This window comes from Pusillimonas sp. SM2304 (genome assembly GCF_031628915.1).
GTDB lineage: Bacteria > Pseudomonadota > Gammaproteobacteria > Burkholderiales > Burkholderiaceae_B > Pusillimonas_C.
The window spans coordinates 837207-853609 of the sequence record NZ_JAVLUJ010000002.1 but is presented as its reverse complement, the minus strand read 5'-3'; the positions used below and the strand labels follow the sequence as shown (position 1 = coordinate 853609).

Genomic DNA, 16403 nt, shown 5'->3' with positions numbered 1-16403 from the left:
TTTGCGCGCCGTCTATTTGCTCAGGCATGAATCAGAAACTTTCCCCTTTCACCATTCTGTTATTGGTTACACCCCCCGCCTTATGGGCGGGCAACGCGGTCGTAGGGCGGGTGATCAGCGAATTGATTCCCCCTATTACGCTGAACTTCCTGCGCTGGGCGATTGCCCTGCTGGTTCTGCTTCCGCTGGGCTATTCCGTATTCCGCCAAGGCAGCGGCTTGTGGGCCAACCGCAAGCGCTATGCCATGCTGGGGCTGCTGGGCATCGGCCTGTACAACACGCTGCAGTACATCGCCCTGCATACCTCCACCCCCATCAATGTCACCCTGGTCGGCGCCAGCATGCCCGTATGGATGCTGGTCATCGGTTCGCTGTTTTTCGGATCGCGCATCGCGGGCACGCAAGTGGCCGGCGCGGTGCTGTCGATATCGGGGGTCCTGACCGTGCTCGGCCAGGGGCAATTCAGCCAATTGCTTGCCCTGCGTTTCGTCCCGGGCGATATCTTCATGATCATCGCCACCATCGTCTGGGCCTTTTACAGCTGGCTGTTGGTGCAGTCCACGGATACGGAAGCGATACGGCGCAACTGGGCCACCGTATTGCTGGCGCAGGTCTCCTTCGGCGTGATGTGGTCGGGCATGTTCGCCGCCGGCGAATGGACGTTGACCGACGCCCATATACACTGGGGCTGGCCGCTGGCCCTGGCGCTGGCGTATGTGTCTATCGGACCAGCCATCATCGCCTTCCGCTGCTGGGGCATGGGCGTTCAGCGCGTGGGGCCGACCACCGCCGGTTTTTTCAATAACCTGACCCCGCTGTTTGCCGCCCTGCTGTCTTCCGCCTTCCTGGGCGAGGTGCCGCATCTATACCATGCCGTGGCCTTTGCCTTGATCGTGGGCGGGATCATCCTGTCGTCCAGGCGCTGAACCGCCGCAGCGTTTCCGGCGGCACGATGCCGCCAGGCCGGCCTACGCCAGGACCAGGCCAGCCTGGCGGCTTACGAAAGCGCCCACTGCACCGCCTTTCGGGCATGTATTACCGTGGTGTCGAAAAGCATGACTTGCGTGTCGGCCTGCTTGACCAGCAGGCCGATCTCGGTGCAGCCCAATATGACCGCCTGCGCGCCCTGCTTTGCCAGCGCATCGATGATGCGCAGATAGTGCGCCTTGGACGGTTCGCGCAGTTGCCCCAGGCACAGCTCCTGGTAAATGATGTCGTGCACGATTTTGCGGTCATGCTCGCCGGGCACCATGACATCCAGGCCATGCAACTGCTGCAGGCGGCCTTTATAGAAATCCTGCTCCATCGTAAAGGCCGTCCCCAGCAGGCCCACCTTCTTGACGCCATGCAGCGCCAATTCCTGCGCCGTGGCGTCGGCGATGTGCAATAAAGGGATGGAAACGGCCTGCTCCACGTCCCGGGCCGCCTTGTGCATGGTGTTGGTGCAGATCAGTACACAATCAGCGCCCGCCGCTTCCACGCGCCTGGCCGCGTCGGCCAGCACCGCGGCCGCCCCTTGCCAGTCGCCTTGGTGCTGCAGTTTCTCCACAGGCTCGAAGTCGACGCTGAACAAGGCAATTTTCGCGGAATGCAGTCCGCCCAGCGCCTGTTTGACCCCTTCGTTGATTTCGCGATAGTAGTCGGCGGTGCTTTCCCAGCTCATGCCGCCGATCAATCCTATGGTTTTCATGGCTTTCCTTAGATAAGGCCCAAGCCGCGCAGCATGACAATCAGAATCAGCAAAGGCGACACGTAACGCAGCAGAAAGAAAATCACATTGGCCAGCGCGGCGTTGGACAGCCGGCCCTGATTGGACACCGCTTGCCTGAACCGGTCCAGCCCCCAGCTCCATCCGACGAACAGCGCAATGAAAATGCCGCCTGCGGGCAAAAGCACATTGGAAGACAGGTAGTCGGCCAAGTCAAACAGGCTCATGTTCCAGACGGTAAACTCGGCCAGCGTGCTATGGGACAAGGCCGCCCCTGATCCCGCCACGATCAGCAGCATCAGGGTCAGCAGTGTGGCTTTGCCGCGCGCCAGGCCGAAACGTTCATGCAGAATCACCACGGGCACTTCCATCAACGACAGCATGGCGCCGGTTGCGGCAATGGCCGTCAGCACAAAGAACACAACCATCAGCCCATGCCCCAGGGGGATCTGGGAAAATACCGCGGGGATGGTGATGAACACCAGCGACGGCCCGGAAGACGGTTCGAAGCCGAAGGTGAACACCGCGGGAAAAATCGCAATGCCCGCCAGCAAAGACACGCACAGGTCGGCGCTCATGACGCGAAATGCCGTCGCCGGGATATTCTGGTCATCGCGGAAGTAACTGCCGTAAGTCATCATGGTGCCCATGCCGATCGACAGCTTGAAAAACGCCAGGCCCATCGCGGTGAGCACGACACTGGCGCTGATCTTGTCGAACTGGGGGCTGAACAGGAAGGCCAGGCCCGCGCGCGCGCCTTCCAGCGACAGGCTGACCGCGCCCAACAGCAAGAGCAGCAGAAACAGCAGCGGCATCAACTTCTTGGTGATGGCTTCAATGCCTTTGGTGACGCCGCACAGCAAGATGCCGCCGATGAATGCCAGTACGCCCCATTGCCATAACAGGGACTGCAAGGGGTCGCTGATCAAGGCGCTGAAGGCGCTCTGCGTGACCTCGGGGCTGCTGCTAAGAATGGACCCGCCCAGGGCTTTGGCCACATAGGCGAATACCCAGGCAACGACTTCAGAATAGAAAGACAGGATCAGGAAGGCGGCCGCCACGCCTGATGCGCCGATCAGCCACCAGGGCAGCGCACTGGGCGCAAGCGTCTGCAATGCGGTAATGGGGTTGGCTTTGGCCTTGCGTCCCAGCGTGATCTCGGCAATCATGACCGGCAGGCCGATCAGCAAGGTGGACAACAGGTAAACCAACAGGAAACCCGCGCCGCCATGAGCGCCGGTCAGCGAGGGAAACTTCCAGATATTGCCCAGCCCGACGGCCGAACCCAAGGTCGCGGCCAGCACGCCGAAGCTGGATGAAAAACCGTCCCGTTTTTTTGCTGTGCTGTTCGTGCCCTGGCCCATTGCGCGCCTCCTTGCTCAAGACGCAATTTTCGCACTTAATGGCAATCGGCGACGACCTGATCCAGATACACTTCAAATGCAATATCGTTGACGCGGGACGCTGTCAGCGCCGCCAAGTGGCGCCTGGCCTTCCATTCTTTGGCCAATTGCTTCAGCGCGCCGACCAGGGCGGTGTCGTCGGCGGATGCCAGGAAGACCAGCGGCGCCGCCTCTGCTTGCGTCAGCCGGGCGGAAAACTTCTTCCATTCGGGCAGCTTGAGCAATGCCTTCAGCATGACGTCATCGTGCACGGCCGCATCGCATTCGCCGATGCGCAAGGCCAGCAAAGCGTCGGCCGGCGCCCTGAACACCATTTCCTGCGCGCCGTAGCGGGCCGACAGGGTTCCCACATGCCGCCCGCCCTCGGACAGGCAGACCGTACGCCCTTTCAACTGCTCCCACGACTTGATGTCGGTATCGGTGCGCATGATCGCCATGGGCGCGGCGGCATAGCCGGTGGGAACCGCCACCATGGAGGCCGGCAGGGACTGCGTATCGGGCAACACAGCCAGTGTCGCCCTGGGCTTATCCTTGCCCAGCAAGATGTCTTTGCCGGCGGGCCTGGCGGGCACTGCCTGCAGCGCAAGCCCCAGTTTGCCGGCCAGCGCTTCGGCAAGTGCCGTATCGATGGCTTCCGGCGTGCGGACTTTGGCGCCGTCCACAAACGGGGGGACGACATACGCCATGCCTACCTGCAGCGTTCCCGCCGTCCCGCCCTGCGCCGTCGCAGGGGGTTGCGGCGATGCCTGAACCAGCATCGTCGAGCAGGTCAGGCCCATTGCCGCCACGATGGCGGTACGCCGGGACAGGGCAAGCAGGCGGGTCAGCGTGGCATTCATCTTTACACGTACTGATAGCGCAATACCCGGCGCTTCAGATTCTCCAGAATGACTTGGTCGATCAACGTGGCCAGGATGGCAATGGTCAGAATATTCGCCATCACGCCCACCATGTCGGCGGTTTCACCGGCATACGCCAATGAGCGTCCCAGCCCCTGGCCGAAGCCGATCAGCATTTCGGCCGAAATCAGGGCGCGCCAGGCATTGCCGAAGGCCAGTTGCGCGCCGGTAATCAGTTCGGGCATGACGGCGGGCAAATACACGCGCCGGAGCATGTCCCAGCGGCTGGCGCCCATGACGCGCGCGGCTGAAACATGCACGTTCAATACGCTTTCCGTCGCATTCATCACCGACAGCGCGGCCGGAAAGAACGCCGACAGGGCAATGACCACGATGATGGGCAGGTTGCCGAAACCCATCATGATCAAAAACAGCGGCACCCAGGCAATAGAGGGAATAGACTGCAAAATGATGATGGCCGACTTGAGCACTTCCCGAAAGAAGAACAGCACGCCGCCGACCAGGCCGAAGCCCACCCCGAAAGCCAGCGCCGAGCCGTAGCCAAAGCCCAGGCGCACCAGGCTGCCCGACAGGGCGGCCCGGAAATCAGCCGACTGGATGTCTTCCCACAGGCGGACAATGACCGTAGGCACGCCCGGCATAAGGAAATCGGGCAGCGACCATGCCGCAATCTGCCAGAACAGCAAAATGGCGGCGACAGCCACGACCATGGCAATTTTTTTTCTGAAGCCCGTCAGGCGAATCTGAGTACTCATGAATGCTCAAAATGCAAGATGGCCGGAGCGTACCGGCCATCTGGGAATGGATGATTACAGCGGCACAACAGCTGTGTTGCACTCCGGCTCAAGGCCGGAGCAGGCGGCATTTTACAGCTTGCGCGTGTTCTGCCATTCCAGGTCGATAATCTGGCCGACGTCGAACGGCTGGCCATCGCGGGTCTTCAAGGCACCCTGCTCCTGCATGATATCGGCGATCTCCTGCATGCGCGCCAGTTCCTTGTCCGTCAGGACCGGGCTGAACGTCTGGCTCTTGATCGCGTCGCGAATGATGTCTTCGCGCGGCATGTCGCCATGCTTCAGGGTTTTAAGCGTGGGCTCGGCGATAAAGTAGTCGGCGATCAGCTTGGCGCCTTCTTCCGGATTGTTCTGCAGCAGCTCGATGGCTTCGCGCTGCGCATCCAGCGATTTCCAGACATCGTCCTTGCGGTTCTTCAGGGTGTCGCCCGAGGTGATCACCACCATGCAGGGAAAAGGCCAGACTTCGCCGATTTCATATATTTGCGTCACGGGCGCGATCAATTGGGCAATACGCGCCTGAGGCTCGAACAGGAAGGCGGCATCGACACGCTTGCCGACCAGCGACTGCACGGCCACTTGCGGGCTGACCCCCATGATGGAAAGGTCGTCGGGCTTCAGGCCGGCATCCTTGAGCACAACGCCCCTTAGCACCGTGTCCGCCGTGCTGCCTTCTTTCTGCGAGGCCAGCGTATGGCCTTTCAGGCCGGCGACATCCTTGATGCCGGAGTCGTCGCGCACAACGATAGAGTGGAAACCATGCTGGGCGCCGCCCACTACCTTCAGGTCAGCGCCCTTGGACGACCACGAAGCGGCGTTGGTGAATCCCAGCACGCCCGTATCCAACTGCCCGCCGACGATGGCCTTGATCAGGTCGGTGCCCGACTTGAACTCCACCAGCTCGACATCCAGGCCGTGCTTCTTGTAGAAGTCGCCCTCGTACGCGGCGATGGCCTGCGCATCGTCCATGACGCGCAAATAGCCGACCTTGAATTTTTCAGCGGCGGTCACCGGCGACGCCAACGCAAAGGCGGCCAGGACGGGCAACAGTAGACGTGTCAATTTCATGCTTCAACTTCCTCTTGTATTTCAATGGATTCATCATGTTCGGCGTGTATCCCGAGCAGGCCCAGGATCTCGCGGCGCATCGCGGCAAACTCCGACAGATCATGCGTTTTTTCATGATGCGCCAGGTTGAATTCCTTCAGGACGGTGGCCGGGCGGGGGCTGAACACCAGGATCCGGTCCGCCAGGAACAACGCCTCGTCCACATCGTGCGTCACCAGCAGCACAGTCGGGCCGGCCTCGCGTATCAACTGCCGCAATGCGTCTTGCAGCGTCATGCGCGTCAAGGCGTCCAATGCGCCGAAAGGCTCGTCCAGCAGCAAGGCCTTGGGGTGCGAAATGAACGCGCGCGCCAATGCGGCACGCTGGCGCATGCCGCCCGATACCTGATGCGGAAAATAGTTCTCGAAGCGCTGCAAGTTGACCTTGGCCAGCCATTCGTACGCTTGCGCCAATGCCTTCTGCTTGTCGATTTTCTGGAATTCCAGCGCCAGCGCCACGTTCTGGGCCAGCGTCAGCCACGGATACAGGGCATTCTCCTGGAACATGAGCGTGCGTTCCGGATGCGGCCCCTGGACGGGAGCCCCGTCAGCCAGCATGACGCCGCCGCTGGGCTTTTCCAAGCCGGCGGCAATATGCAGCAAGGTCGACTTGCCGCAGCCCGACGGCCCCACCAGGGCCACCAGCTCGCCGTCGTCGATATCGCGGCTGAAATCCTCAATGACATGCAGCCCCGAGAATTCCTTTTCTATATTCTTGAATGACAACTTCATGAGTGTTCGATTAACTATTTGGTTATATCGAACTGTACTGACCGCCATCATGACCCACAAGAATTTTTATTGTCTTTACTTATATCAAACAGAAATATAGGTGCCCGGGCCGCGCTACGGGCGGGTGTATAAAAAAAACACACACCCGCGGCGACTTCATGAACGGACGATGAAATGTTGCAAAATCACACAGGCTTGTCCTGCTTGGGGGGCGCCACGAAAGCCGCAGGCCTATCCATGCCGTGATATTCGGGATTCGGAATCATGTCGATGCCGATGGCCATCCGGTTGGACATGTTGAAGAAGCCAACGGTATCGGCCAGGTCGAAAATGTCTTCCGGGCTCAAGCCCGCCGCCGCCAAGGCCGCCCGGTCAGCCTCTACCACCAGCTCGGGCGTCTTGGTCAGCTTCCAGGCAAAATCCAGCATGGCCCGCTGGCGCGGCTCAAGCGGCGCGACCCGATAGTTCATGACCATCATTTCGCCCAGTTGCGGGTCGCCGGACAGCGCGCGTACCGCCTGGCCATGCGCCACCAGGCAGTAATAGCAATGATTGGCGCTGGACACCACGACCGCAATCATTTCGCGTTCGAGCTTGCTGAGCCCCGACGGCGCCAGCATCAGCTCGTTGTACATCGCCATGAAGTGGCGCAGCTTGTTGGGCCGCAGGCTATAGGCGGCCAGTACATTGGGCACCAGGCCGAGCTTTTCAGTGCATTTGTCGAACACCGCCTGGATGTCCTCATCCAGGCTGCTGGCGTCGGGCGCGCCCAGGGCGGATACATAGTTCGGTTGCGGCATAAGGGTCTCTCTCTGCTATTTATAATGATCAAGAATAGAGTATAGGCAGGAGACCGTGCCATGACCACAGACTTTCCGGGCTTTTCGGGCCCCACGGCCAGCACTGAAGCGCCGCTGGAGATGCTCAGTGCATGCCACCATCGCATTGAGCGCCAATGCGACACCCTGGAGCGGCTGGCGCCTCACTTACTGGAACACGGCAGCGACAGCGCAGCCCGCAGCGCGGCCGCGGCCATCATGCGCTATTTCGACACCTCGGCCCTGCAACATCACGCCGACGAGGAAGACGACCTGTTTCCCGCCCTGCTTGAATCCATGGCGGGCTCCGATGCCGTCTGCATCCGGGCGCTGATTGACGGCCTGAGCGCCGAGCACCGCAAGCTGGAGGCAGACTGGCGGCGCTTGCGCCAGACCCTGGCGCGGGTCGCCCAAGGCGAACCGGCCACCCTGCCCGCCGACACCGTCGCATCCTTTACCCAGTTGTACGCCAGCCACATTAAGCGCGAGGAGGACGAGTTGCTGCCCATGGCGGCGCGCCTGCTCAGCGATCAGGACATCACCCGCGTAGGCGCGGCCATGCGCAGGCGGCGAGGCATCCGCGACAGCGACATCGACTCGCCGCCAAAGCCATAGGGCTGCAGGTCACCGCTACAGGGTCACCACGTTCAGACGGTCGCCGAACACCCGGCGCGCCGGCGCCAGCAAAGCGCCATGATGGCTCAGGAACACGACCTGGGTCTGCTCGGACAAATCGGCCAGCGCGCGCAAGCCGGCCTCGGACCGGGCATCGTCATAGTTGATGAACAGATCGTCGGCGATGAACGGCAGCGCGGGCGCCTGCTGCAAATGCAGCTCGAGCGCCGCCAGGCGCAAGGCCAAATACAACTGGTCGCGCGTGCCGTCGCTCATTCCCCCAATGCCGACGCGCTGCCCGTCGGCACGCTGCCCCTCCAGCACCATGGGATGCCTGTCAAAGTCGACCCTGAGCCGCTCGAAGGAGTTCAAGGTAAGCTGCGCATAAATGGCGCTGGCGCGCGCCAGCATGGGGCCTTGTTTTTCCTCGCGATACCGGTCAATCGACCACCGCAACAGCCGGGCGGCGGTAAACACTTTGACGTAGCGCTCGGCCGCATCGCCCATTCTGGCCAGGGCATCCTGCCGGCGCGCCTCGGCCCGGGCCGCCGTGTCGGCGCCGGCCATGGCGTCCAGATCGCGCCGGGCCTCGGCCAGCTCCACAGCCAGATCGCTCTGCGCCTTGGACGACTGTTCCAGATCAGCCTGCAGCGCCGTCCATTGCGTCAAAATCGCCGCCGGATCGACCGCCTCCCGTTCGGCCTGCAATTGTTCTCGGGTCAGGCCGTCGCCCTCTTGCAGCAAGCGCGCCTGCGCCAGGCGGATGCGCTCTTGCAGCGCACGGTGCTGATCAGAACGGCCGATGGCCTGCGCCAGCGCGTCCAGAGTGCGCACGCCGGCGCGATCCAGCAGCGGCTGCACATTGGCCTGCGCTTGCCGCAGCGCCTGTTCCGCGACGCGGATCTCGGCCTGCTCGCCCTCCAGGGCGCGCTTCAGGCCTGCCGCCTGCTCCTGCGCCCGGCGCGCCTCGGCCAGGCGCTGCATCAGGGTCTGGCTGACGGAAAATGCCTCGGCATGCGACAAAGCGCCTGCCGCCAGGCCCGCCGTTTGCGCATACCTGCCGGCCTGCTCGGTAAAGCTGTCCAGCTCGGCCTGCATGACATCGAGCCGCTCTGCACGCAGGCGGCGCATCTGTTCGAGCTTGTCCGCAACAGCCGAGATCAGGGCCAGCGCCCCTTCGGCCTCGCCCAGGCTGGCATGGGGGGCCAGGCCCGCCTGCGTCAAGGCCGCAGTCCAGGCCTGTTGCCAATTGGCCTGCCTGGCCTGCGCGTCGTGCAGGGCTTGCTGCGCCGCTTCGAACACGGGCTTGAGTTCGGCAAGCTGCGCCAGCCAGGCTTCCCGCCGCACTATGGCGGCATCGGCATCACGGATCGTGGCTTCGGCCTTGGCGCGCAAGCCGTCCAAGGTAAGGGCCGCGCCCTTGTCCAGTTCCGCATCGCCTTCCGCCTGGCCGCGGTTGCCCGCCAGCGTCTGCGCCAGCCGGTCGCTCGCCGTCTGGAGGGCGTCCTGCAGCAGCGCGGTATCGTGCTGCGCCTGCACCAGCGCTTCGTCCGCATCCAGCACGCGGTCTTTCTGGGCGAGCCAATCCGGCGCGTGCTCCAAGGGCATCCCGGCCAACCCCAGGCTATCGCATGCCGCCCGCCACCGCGCATCCAGATCAGCCAGCGCTTTCTGGCAGGCTGATTGACGCGCCCGCGCCAGTTCAAGGTCCTGGCTGGCTTGCTCCCACTGATGCTGCAGGCTTTGCATTTGCGCGGCCTCTTGCGCTTTCTCATGGCGGGAATCGGCCAGCGCATCGGCCCGGCCAACCTGCGACTCGAACTGCGTCGCCGCGGCCGCCACCGCCTGGTCGCCACGCTTGATGGACCGCCAGATCTCGTCACGCTGAAGGCGCGCCTGCATGACATCTTCCTGCGTGGCCGGATGATGCAGTTCGCGGTATTGCTGCACACGCAGCCGCGCCTTCTCGGCCGTGGCGGCCAGTTCGTCGCAACGCTGGCCCGCCGACTTCACATCGGACACATGCACCCGGCGTTCGGGCAGCAGCTCCGCCACCACCTGGGCCAGCGGCACGGCAAGCGTACGCAATGGCCCAGGCGGGTGGGACCATTCGCCCAGATTGGCCAGTGCCTGGTCCAGGGCGGACTGGGCTTTCCGGACCAGCGCCATGGATTTCTGCAGCGCGGCATCGGGATCGCCCAAGGTCTTTGCACGCTCGAGCGCCGCGCGCAGCGCCGCATTGACAACGGGCGCGGGTTGCGCGCGGAGCTTGGCTTCGATAGCGGCGACTTCGGCCCGCCGGCTGCTTGCCGCCGCTTGCGCGGCGTGCAGGGCCTGGCCGGCGACATGCTGATCGCGCAGCAGTTGTTCCAAATGCTTGCGCACAGGCAAGCCGGGCAAGCGGGCTTGCAGCGCCAGCACCCCGGCCGCACTGACCCGTCCGTCCGTAACATCGCGCGGCGCCATGCCCAGTTCATCCAGCCATTGCAGCGCCTCTTTCCAAAGCTGGTCCAGTTGCCCCTGGCAGCGCACCATCGCGGACTCGTGCGCCCCATACTGATGGCGCAGGGCATCCAGCGCTTCAATGTCCCCGGCCATGGCCAGCAGGGTGTCGTCAATGGCGATACCCGCCAAGGCCGCCTCCAGCCGCTGCGCTTCGGCGCGGCGCAAATCCAGTCCATGCTCGGCCATCGCCTGGGCCCGCTCCGCCTGCGCCAGCGTCTGCGCCGCATCGGGCGCCAGGCTGACGACCTGGCCCAAGCCGGCCAACTCGGCTTCGCTTTCCCTCAGCTCCTGCATGACCGGATTGACGCGGCGGATGCGTTCCAGCTGATTGCGCTGCGCCTGCTGCCTGAGCTGCACGGCGCGCTGCGCCTCGATGCGCTCGGTCAACGCCTGGACCCGCTCGTGCGCGTCGGTCCACGCACCCGTACGGACCGTGGCGGCCTTCAGGGCGGCGCTGGCCTCGGCCATGTCGTCCCGCGCCTGATAATAGGCCCGTTTGGACGAGCGGGTGGGCGCCCACAGACTGTCGGCCTCTTGTTCGAGCGCATCGCGCACACGGCCCAGGCTGGCCAGGCCCGCCGCCGATTGGAACAGGACCTGGCCGACGTCGTCCTGCGCATTCAGTATGCTGTTGCCGCCCTCGACCAGCCTGGGATGGTCCAGGCCGAACATCTTGTCGAAAAAGCCCCGGCCCGCCCCCCCAAGAAAGGCATCCAGCACGGTATCCGGCAAGATCTCGCCGTCCGGCGCGCGCAAGGTATTCTTGTTGGCCTTCAGGCGCACGAATTCCAGCATGCCGTCCCCATGCTGGATCTGGGCCCCGACACACAAATCTGATTTTTGATGCAGGAAGTCAAGCGGCGTACGCAAGGGAAATCCGAACAGCAAATCCAGGATCGCACTGCGCAAGGTCGATTTGCCCGCTTCGTTCGCGCCCAGAATCAGATGAAAGTCACGGGGGGCTTGCGGCAACGAAACGGATTGGCCGGTGAATTTTCCATAGCGGATCAGATCAAGTCGGTTCAGCCGCATGCCGCTTACTCCGCCTTGGCCAAGTGGGCCATCAGGGACGGCGCCACCTCGCGCAGCAGGCCGGTCAACTCGCCCGCCCTGATGTCGCTGAACCAGGGCACGCTGCTTTGCAGTTCATGGGGCGCTTTGCCCACCAGGCCCATGAGTTCCGTTTGCAGATCCTTCAAAAAGGCCTCGTCGGTTTCCGCTTCTTCCAGCAAGGCCTGCAGATCGGTCAGCGCCTCGGCGCGGTCATGCAGCGTGGCGGGCCGCAACGGCGCGCGCGTGGCGAGCCTGAGCTTTTCAAGCCAGAGCCGTTCATGCCCCAGGGCGGCCACCTGGGCCTGGACTTCCGCCCGCAGTTGGCTTTCCAGGCCGAAGAGTTCGCCATGCGCGGCGGTTTCCCCGCCGACAACGACGCGAACGACCAAGGGCATGTCCGGCGACTCGTCCAGCAGCAAACGCTCAAGCCGGCTGCCGATGGCGCGGGCCACCTCGACAAAGGATGCGCAAGACGACGCATCGACCTCCAGCCTGTGCCAGCGCAATACGTCCACCAGCAAACGCTCTATGTCGACCTGCCCCGTCGCGGCGTCGTGGCTGACCATGACCGCCCCGCGAGGACCGGTTTCACGGATATTGCGCCCCTGCAGGTTGCCGGGGAAGACCACACAGGCATCGCCGCGCCAGACGCTGTATTCATGCACATGGCCCAAGGCCCAGTACTGGTAGCCTTTGGCTTGCAGTTCGTCCAGGGAACAGGGCGCGTAGTGGGCGTGGGCGGCATTGCCTTCCAGCGCCGTATGCAGCACCCCGATGTTGAACATGCCCCGGACCGGCTCCGGATAGGTGGCCACCAGGTTCTCGGTGGTGGCGGCCACCTTGAAACTGCGCCCGTGCAAGGCCAGCTTCAGTTCCGGGTCGATGAAGGTAGAGGCCTTGCGGGCGTCGAACACGAATACATTGTCGGGCAACAGCAGCTTGCGGGTCATTTCGCTTTCCGCGTCATGATTGCCATACAGCAAATACACCGGTATGCCGGCACGCTTCAAGCGCCCCATCTGCCTGGCGAAATACAGCCCGGTGTTGTGGTCTTTCCAGTTGCCGTCGTACAGGTCGCCGGCAATCACCATGAAGTCGACCGCCTCGTCAATGGCGACGCCGACCAGCTTGGCGAACGCCTCGCGCGTGGCGGTGCGCAGCATGTCCGCCGGCGCGTCCGCATAGGCGCTGAGCCCGGTCAGGGGGCTGTCCAGATGGATGTCGGCAGCGTGGATGAATCTCACGGAACAAATCCTTTTACGGGGGAAACCCTTGGTATAAATCAGGCGGGTGTGGTGCTATTCTAAAGTGAGCCCTGGCACTCGTTCGCGGGATAGTCTGACACAAAACCAAGATCAACTGGAAGACCGATGGAAGAAGCAGGCAAGGAAGAATTTCTCAGATTTGCCAACGTCAAAAAAACCTACGACCAAAAAACGCTGGTCGTCAAAGACTTCAGCCTTGACGTGAAACAAGGCGAGTTCGTCACCTTGCTGGGCCCGTCGGGCTCAGGCAAAACAACGGTGCTGATGATGTTGGCCGGCTTCGAGAACGTCACCAGCGGCAGCATCACCATCAACGGCGCGCCCATGACCACCACCGCGCCCTACAAGCGCAATATCGGCATGGTGTTCCAGAACTACGCCCTGTTCCCCCATCTGACCGTTGCGCAAAACCTGGCCTACCCCTTGACCGTGCGCAAACTGCCCAAGGCCGTCATCAACGAGAAAGTCGCCCAGTACCTGAAACTGATCGAACTGAGCCATTTCGGCGACCGCCATCCCGGCCAGTTGTCCGGCGGCCAGCGCCAGCGGGTCGCGCTGGCCCGCGCCTTGATCTTCGAGCCCACCCTGGTGCTCATGGACGAACCCCTGGGCGCGCTCGATAAAAAGCTGCGCGAACAAATGCAGTTCGAAATCACCCGCCTGCACCAGCGCTTGGGCTTTACCGTCATTTACGTTACGCACGACCAGGTCGAAGCGCTGACCATGTCCAGCCGCATTGCCGTCTTCAACGAGGGCGTCGTGCAGCAATACGCCTCGCCCGACGACCTGTACGAGCGGCCCGCCAACGCCTTCGTCGCCAACTTCATCGGCGAGAACAACCTGATACCGGCCGCTATTTCGGGCGGAGCCGGCACAGGCTTCGTGGCGGCATCCATGCAGTGCGGCACGGCCATCCAGGCCCGGAATGGCAACTGCGGCGCGCGCGACACGCAAAGCATTATCTCGATCCGGCCGGAAAAGCTGGCGATCAAAACGGAAGGCCAGGCCTTCGATAACCAGGTTTCCGCCAAGTTCATCACCCGCCACTATGTGGGCGACTTCATCCGTTATTACTTTCAGTTGTCCGACGGCAGCAACGTGACCGTCAAGACCCTGAACGATACGAAGGCGCCCGACTTCACCGAAGGGCAAACGACCGTCCTGGCCTGGATGACCAGCGACTGTTTTGCGTTCAGCACCCACTCATCCCCAGTCCAAGGAGAACAACCGTGAAAACCATCACAAAATTGGCAGGCCCCGCGCTGGTGCTGGGCCTGGCATTGGGTAGCGCAGTACAGGCGCAGCAAACCCTGACGGTCGTGTCGTTTGGCGGCGCCTATGGCGCGGCGCAGAAAGTCCACCAGATCGATCCCTATGTCGCCAAGACCGGCAACAAGGTCCTGTTCGAAAACTACACCGGCGGCGTCGCCGAAATCAAGGCGCAGGTCGAAGCCGGCAAAATCCAGTGGGATGTCGTCGACATCGAAACCATCGACCTGGAACGGGCCTGCGCCGAAGGCCTGCTTGAAGTCATACCGCGCGACATCCTGCTGCCGGGCGACGATGGCACGCCGGCCGAGCAGGACTTCATCCCGGCCGCCCTGGAAAACGAGTGCGGCGTGGGCGAAATCGTCTGGAGCACGGTCTATGCCTACAACAACAAGACCATAGGCGACAAGCAACCTTCCACCATTCAGGATCTGTTCGATCTGCAGAAATTTCCCGGCAAGCGCGCCCTGCGCAAACGCGCCCAGGTCAATCTTGAATGGGCGCTGCTGGCCGACGGCGTCAAGGCCGAGGACGTCTACAAAGTGCTGGCCACGCCCGAGGGCCAGGCACGCGCCTTTGCCAAGCTGGACACCATCAAGCCCGACATCGTCTGGTTCGAAAGCTGGTCGCAAGCGCCCCAGTTGCTGAACGACGGCGGCGCCGTCATGGTGCAATCGGCCAACGGACGCTTCTTTGACGCCATCAAGCGCGAAGGCAAGCCATTTACCATGGTGTGGGACGGCAATCTTTACGACCTGGATGCCTGGGGCATCGTCAAGGGCACGCCCAACCTGAAGCAAGCGCTGGAATTCGTCTCGTTCACCACCAGCACCAAGGCGCTGTCGGGCTTCCAGGACGTCGCCTATGGCCCGCCGCGCAACTCCTCCATGGCGCTGGTTGACAAGAGCGTCATCGATCACCTGCCCAGTTCCCACGTCGACGAAGGCGTCAAGGCCGACGGCATTTTCTGGGCCGACTACGGCGAGTCGCTGGGCGAGAAGTTCAACGAATGGCTGCTTAAGTAATCGCGATGGCCGGCCAGCACGTTGCCCTGTCGGCAAGCGAGATCAGGGCGGAAAGCAAAGAGCTGCGGCGCCGCCGGCGCGGCAGCCTGCTGCTCGTGGCGCCCCTGCTGGCCTTTATTTTCTTTGCCTTCGTGGCGCCCATCGCCACCATGCTGTATCGCAGCGTCTATAACCCGACGCTGGTCGAACTCATCCCCAACACCCTGGAACAGCTGGCAAAATGGAAAGACAGCGAACTGCCTGAACCCGTCGTGTTTTCGGCCCTGGCGGTGGAGCTCAAGCAACTTGCCGAAAGCCGCCGCTCGGGCATTCTGGCCGCCGCCATCAACCGCGCCTACCCCGGCGCATCCAGCCTGGTCAACGCCACCGCGCGCAAATTCAGGAAAATGCCGGACGGCACGCTGGCCAAGGAAGGCGGAACCCTATTGCAAGCAGCCGACCCCCGCTGGGCCGAACCCGGCTTGTGGCGGGCGATCCGTGAGGTCGGCCAAGTCTATACCGACAGCTATTATCTGACCGCGCTGGACCTGGAGCGCAACGCGCAGAATGAAATCCAACTGCGCGAATCCGCCCGCATTTATATACAGCTCTATAGCAAAACGCTCAGCATCGCCCTGATCATCACCGTGCTGTGCATTGCGCTGGGCTACCCCTTGGCCTACTACCTGGCCCACGCGCCGCGCCGTACCGCGGGCATACTGATGGTGCTGGTGTTGCTGCCGTTCTGGACGTCGCTGCTGGTGCGCACCACCGCTTGGATCGCCTTGCTGCAAACCAACGGCGTACTCAACTCGATATTCCAGTCCATCGGCCTGACCAGCGGCCCCATCGAAATGCTGTACACCCGGTTCGCCACCGTCATTGCCATGACGCACATTCTGCTTCCCTTCATGATCTTGCCACTGTACAGCGTCATGAAGGGCATCGACCCCAGTTATGTCCGGGCGGCGCTGTCCCTGGGCAGCCGGCCCTTCTCGGCCTTCCTGCGCGTCTTCCTTCCCTTGACCCTGCCCGGCCTGAGCGCCGGCTCGCTGCTGGTCTTCATCATTTCGGTGGGCTACTACATCACGCCCGCCCTGGTCGGCGGCACCGACGGGCAGATGATCTCCAACATCATTGCCTTCCACATGCAGCGCTCGAACAACTGGGGCCTGGCCGCCGCGCTGGGTACGCTGCTGCTCATACTGATCCTGCTGCTGTATTGGACGTACGACCGTCTGATCGGCGCCAGGAACATCAAGCTGGGTTGA

14 protein-coding genes are annotated in these 16403 nt (G+C 62.8%); 5 read left to right on the top strand and 9 right to left on the bottom strand.

Features of this window, described 5'->3' with window-relative positions; all coding sequences use genetic code 11:
- Positions 1 to 26 precede the first annotated feature (26 nt).
- The gene (locus RE432_RS13040) at positions 27 to 926 is read left to right on the top strand and encodes a DMT family transporter (RefSeq protein WP_310933830.1); all 900 of its coding nucleotides are present in this window, start codon (positions 27 to 29) and stop codon (positions 924 to 926) included.
- A gap of 71 nt (positions 927 to 997) precedes the next feature.
- Here the strand turns inward: RE432_RS13040 and RE432_RS13035 are convergent, their stop codons facing one another.
- The 7 genes from RE432_RS13035 to RE432_RS13005 all read right to left on the bottom strand — a co-directional run bounded on the left by RE432_RS13035 (position 998) and on the right by RE432_RS13005 (position 7403).
- Positions 998 to 1690: an aspartate/glutamate racemase family protein gene (locus tag RE432_RS13035; RefSeq protein WP_310933829.1), complete on the bottom strand. Its 693-nt coding sequence runs from the start codon at positions 1688 to 1690 to the stop codon at positions 998 to 1000.
- An 8-nt stretch (positions 1691 to 1698) separates the two neighbouring features.
- Positions 1699 to 3072 (bottom strand): sodium-dependent transporter, encoded by a 1374-nt coding sequence (locus RE432_RS13030; protein WP_310933828.1) that lies wholly within the window; start codon positions 3070 to 3072, stop codon positions 1699 to 1701.
- Between the two features lie 35 nt (positions 3073 to 3107).
- Positions 3108 to 3950: a transporter substrate-binding domain-containing protein gene (locus RE432_RS13025; RefSeq protein ID WP_310933827.1), complete on the bottom strand. Its 843-nt coding sequence runs from the start codon at positions 3948 to 3950 to the stop codon at positions 3108 to 3110.
- A gap of 2 nt (positions 3951 to 3952) precedes the next feature.
- Positions 3953 to 4726: an ABC transporter permease subunit gene (locus RE432_RS13020; protein ID WP_310933826.1), complete on the bottom strand. Its 774-nt coding sequence runs from the start codon at positions 4724 to 4726 to the stop codon at positions 3953 to 3955.
- A 111-nt stretch (positions 4727 to 4837) separates the two neighbouring features.
- On the bottom strand, positions 4838 to 5833 hold the full coding sequence (locus RE432_RS13015; protein WP_310933825.1) for an ABC transporter substrate-binding protein: 996 nt from the start codon (positions 5831 to 5833) through the stop codon (positions 4838 to 4840).
- Positions 5830 to 6603 carry an ABC transporter ATP-binding protein gene (locus tag RE432_RS13010; protein ID WP_310933824.1) on the bottom strand — a complete coding sequence of 258 codons (774 nt, stop codon included), beginning with the start codon at positions 6601 to 6603 and terminating at the stop codon, positions 5830 to 5832. Before RE432_RS13010 ends, RE432_RS13015 begins: the two co-directional genes overlap by 4 nt.
- Before the next feature lie 185 nt (positions 6604 to 6788).
- A complete protein-coding gene (locus RE432_RS13005; protein WP_310933823.1) occupies positions 6789 to 7403 on the bottom strand; it encodes a peroxidase-related enzyme in 615 nt (204 codons plus the stop codon).
- A 60-nt stretch (positions 7404 to 7463) separates the two neighbouring features.
- Here RE432_RS13005 and RE432_RS13000 point away from each other — a divergent pair, with 60 nt between their 5' ends.
- Positions 7464 to 8036 (top strand): hemerythrin domain-containing protein, encoded by a 573-nt coding sequence (locus RE432_RS13000; protein WP_310933822.1) that lies wholly within the window; start codon positions 7464 to 7466, stop codon positions 8034 to 8036.
- A 15-nt stretch (positions 8037 to 8051) separates the two neighbouring features.
- On the opposite strand, the gene RE432_RS12995 is transcribed toward RE432_RS13000, so the two are convergent.
- Positions 8052 to 11573 carry an AAA family ATPase gene (locus RE432_RS12995; RefSeq protein WP_310933821.1) on the bottom strand — a complete coding sequence of 1174 codons (3522 nt, stop codon included), beginning with the start codon at positions 11571 to 11573 and terminating at the stop codon, positions 8052 to 8054.
- Between the two features lie 5 nt (positions 11574 to 11578).
- Positions 11579 to 12838, bottom strand: coding sequence for a DNA repair exonuclease (locus tag RE432_RS12990; RefSeq protein WP_310933820.1), 1260 nt, complete (start codon positions 12836 to 12838; stop codon positions 11579 to 11581).
- A gap of 126 nt (positions 12839 to 12964) precedes the next feature.
- Here RE432_RS12990 and RE432_RS12985 point away from each other — a divergent pair, with 126 nt between their 5' ends.
- The 3 genes from RE432_RS12985 to RE432_RS12975 are packed head-to-tail and all read left to right on the top strand — an operon-like array spanning position 12965 to position 16403.
- Positions 12965 to 14092 (top strand): ABC transporter ATP-binding protein, encoded by a 1128-nt coding sequence (locus tag RE432_RS12985; protein ID WP_310933819.1) that lies wholly within the window; start codon positions 12965 to 12967, stop codon positions 14090 to 14092.
- Complete coding sequence (locus RE432_RS12980; protein ID WP_310933818.1) at positions 14089 to 15153, top strand: ABC transporter substrate-binding protein; 1065 nt, start codon at positions 14089 to 14091, stop codon at positions 15151 to 15153. Before RE432_RS12985 ends, RE432_RS12980 begins: the two co-directional genes overlap by 4 nt.
- Before the next feature lie 5 nt (positions 15154 to 15158).
- Positions 15159 to 16403, top strand: a complete 1245-nt coding sequence (locus tag RE432_RS12975; RefSeq protein ID WP_310933817.1) for an ABC transporter permease — start codon at positions 15159 to 15161, stop codon at positions 16401 to 16403.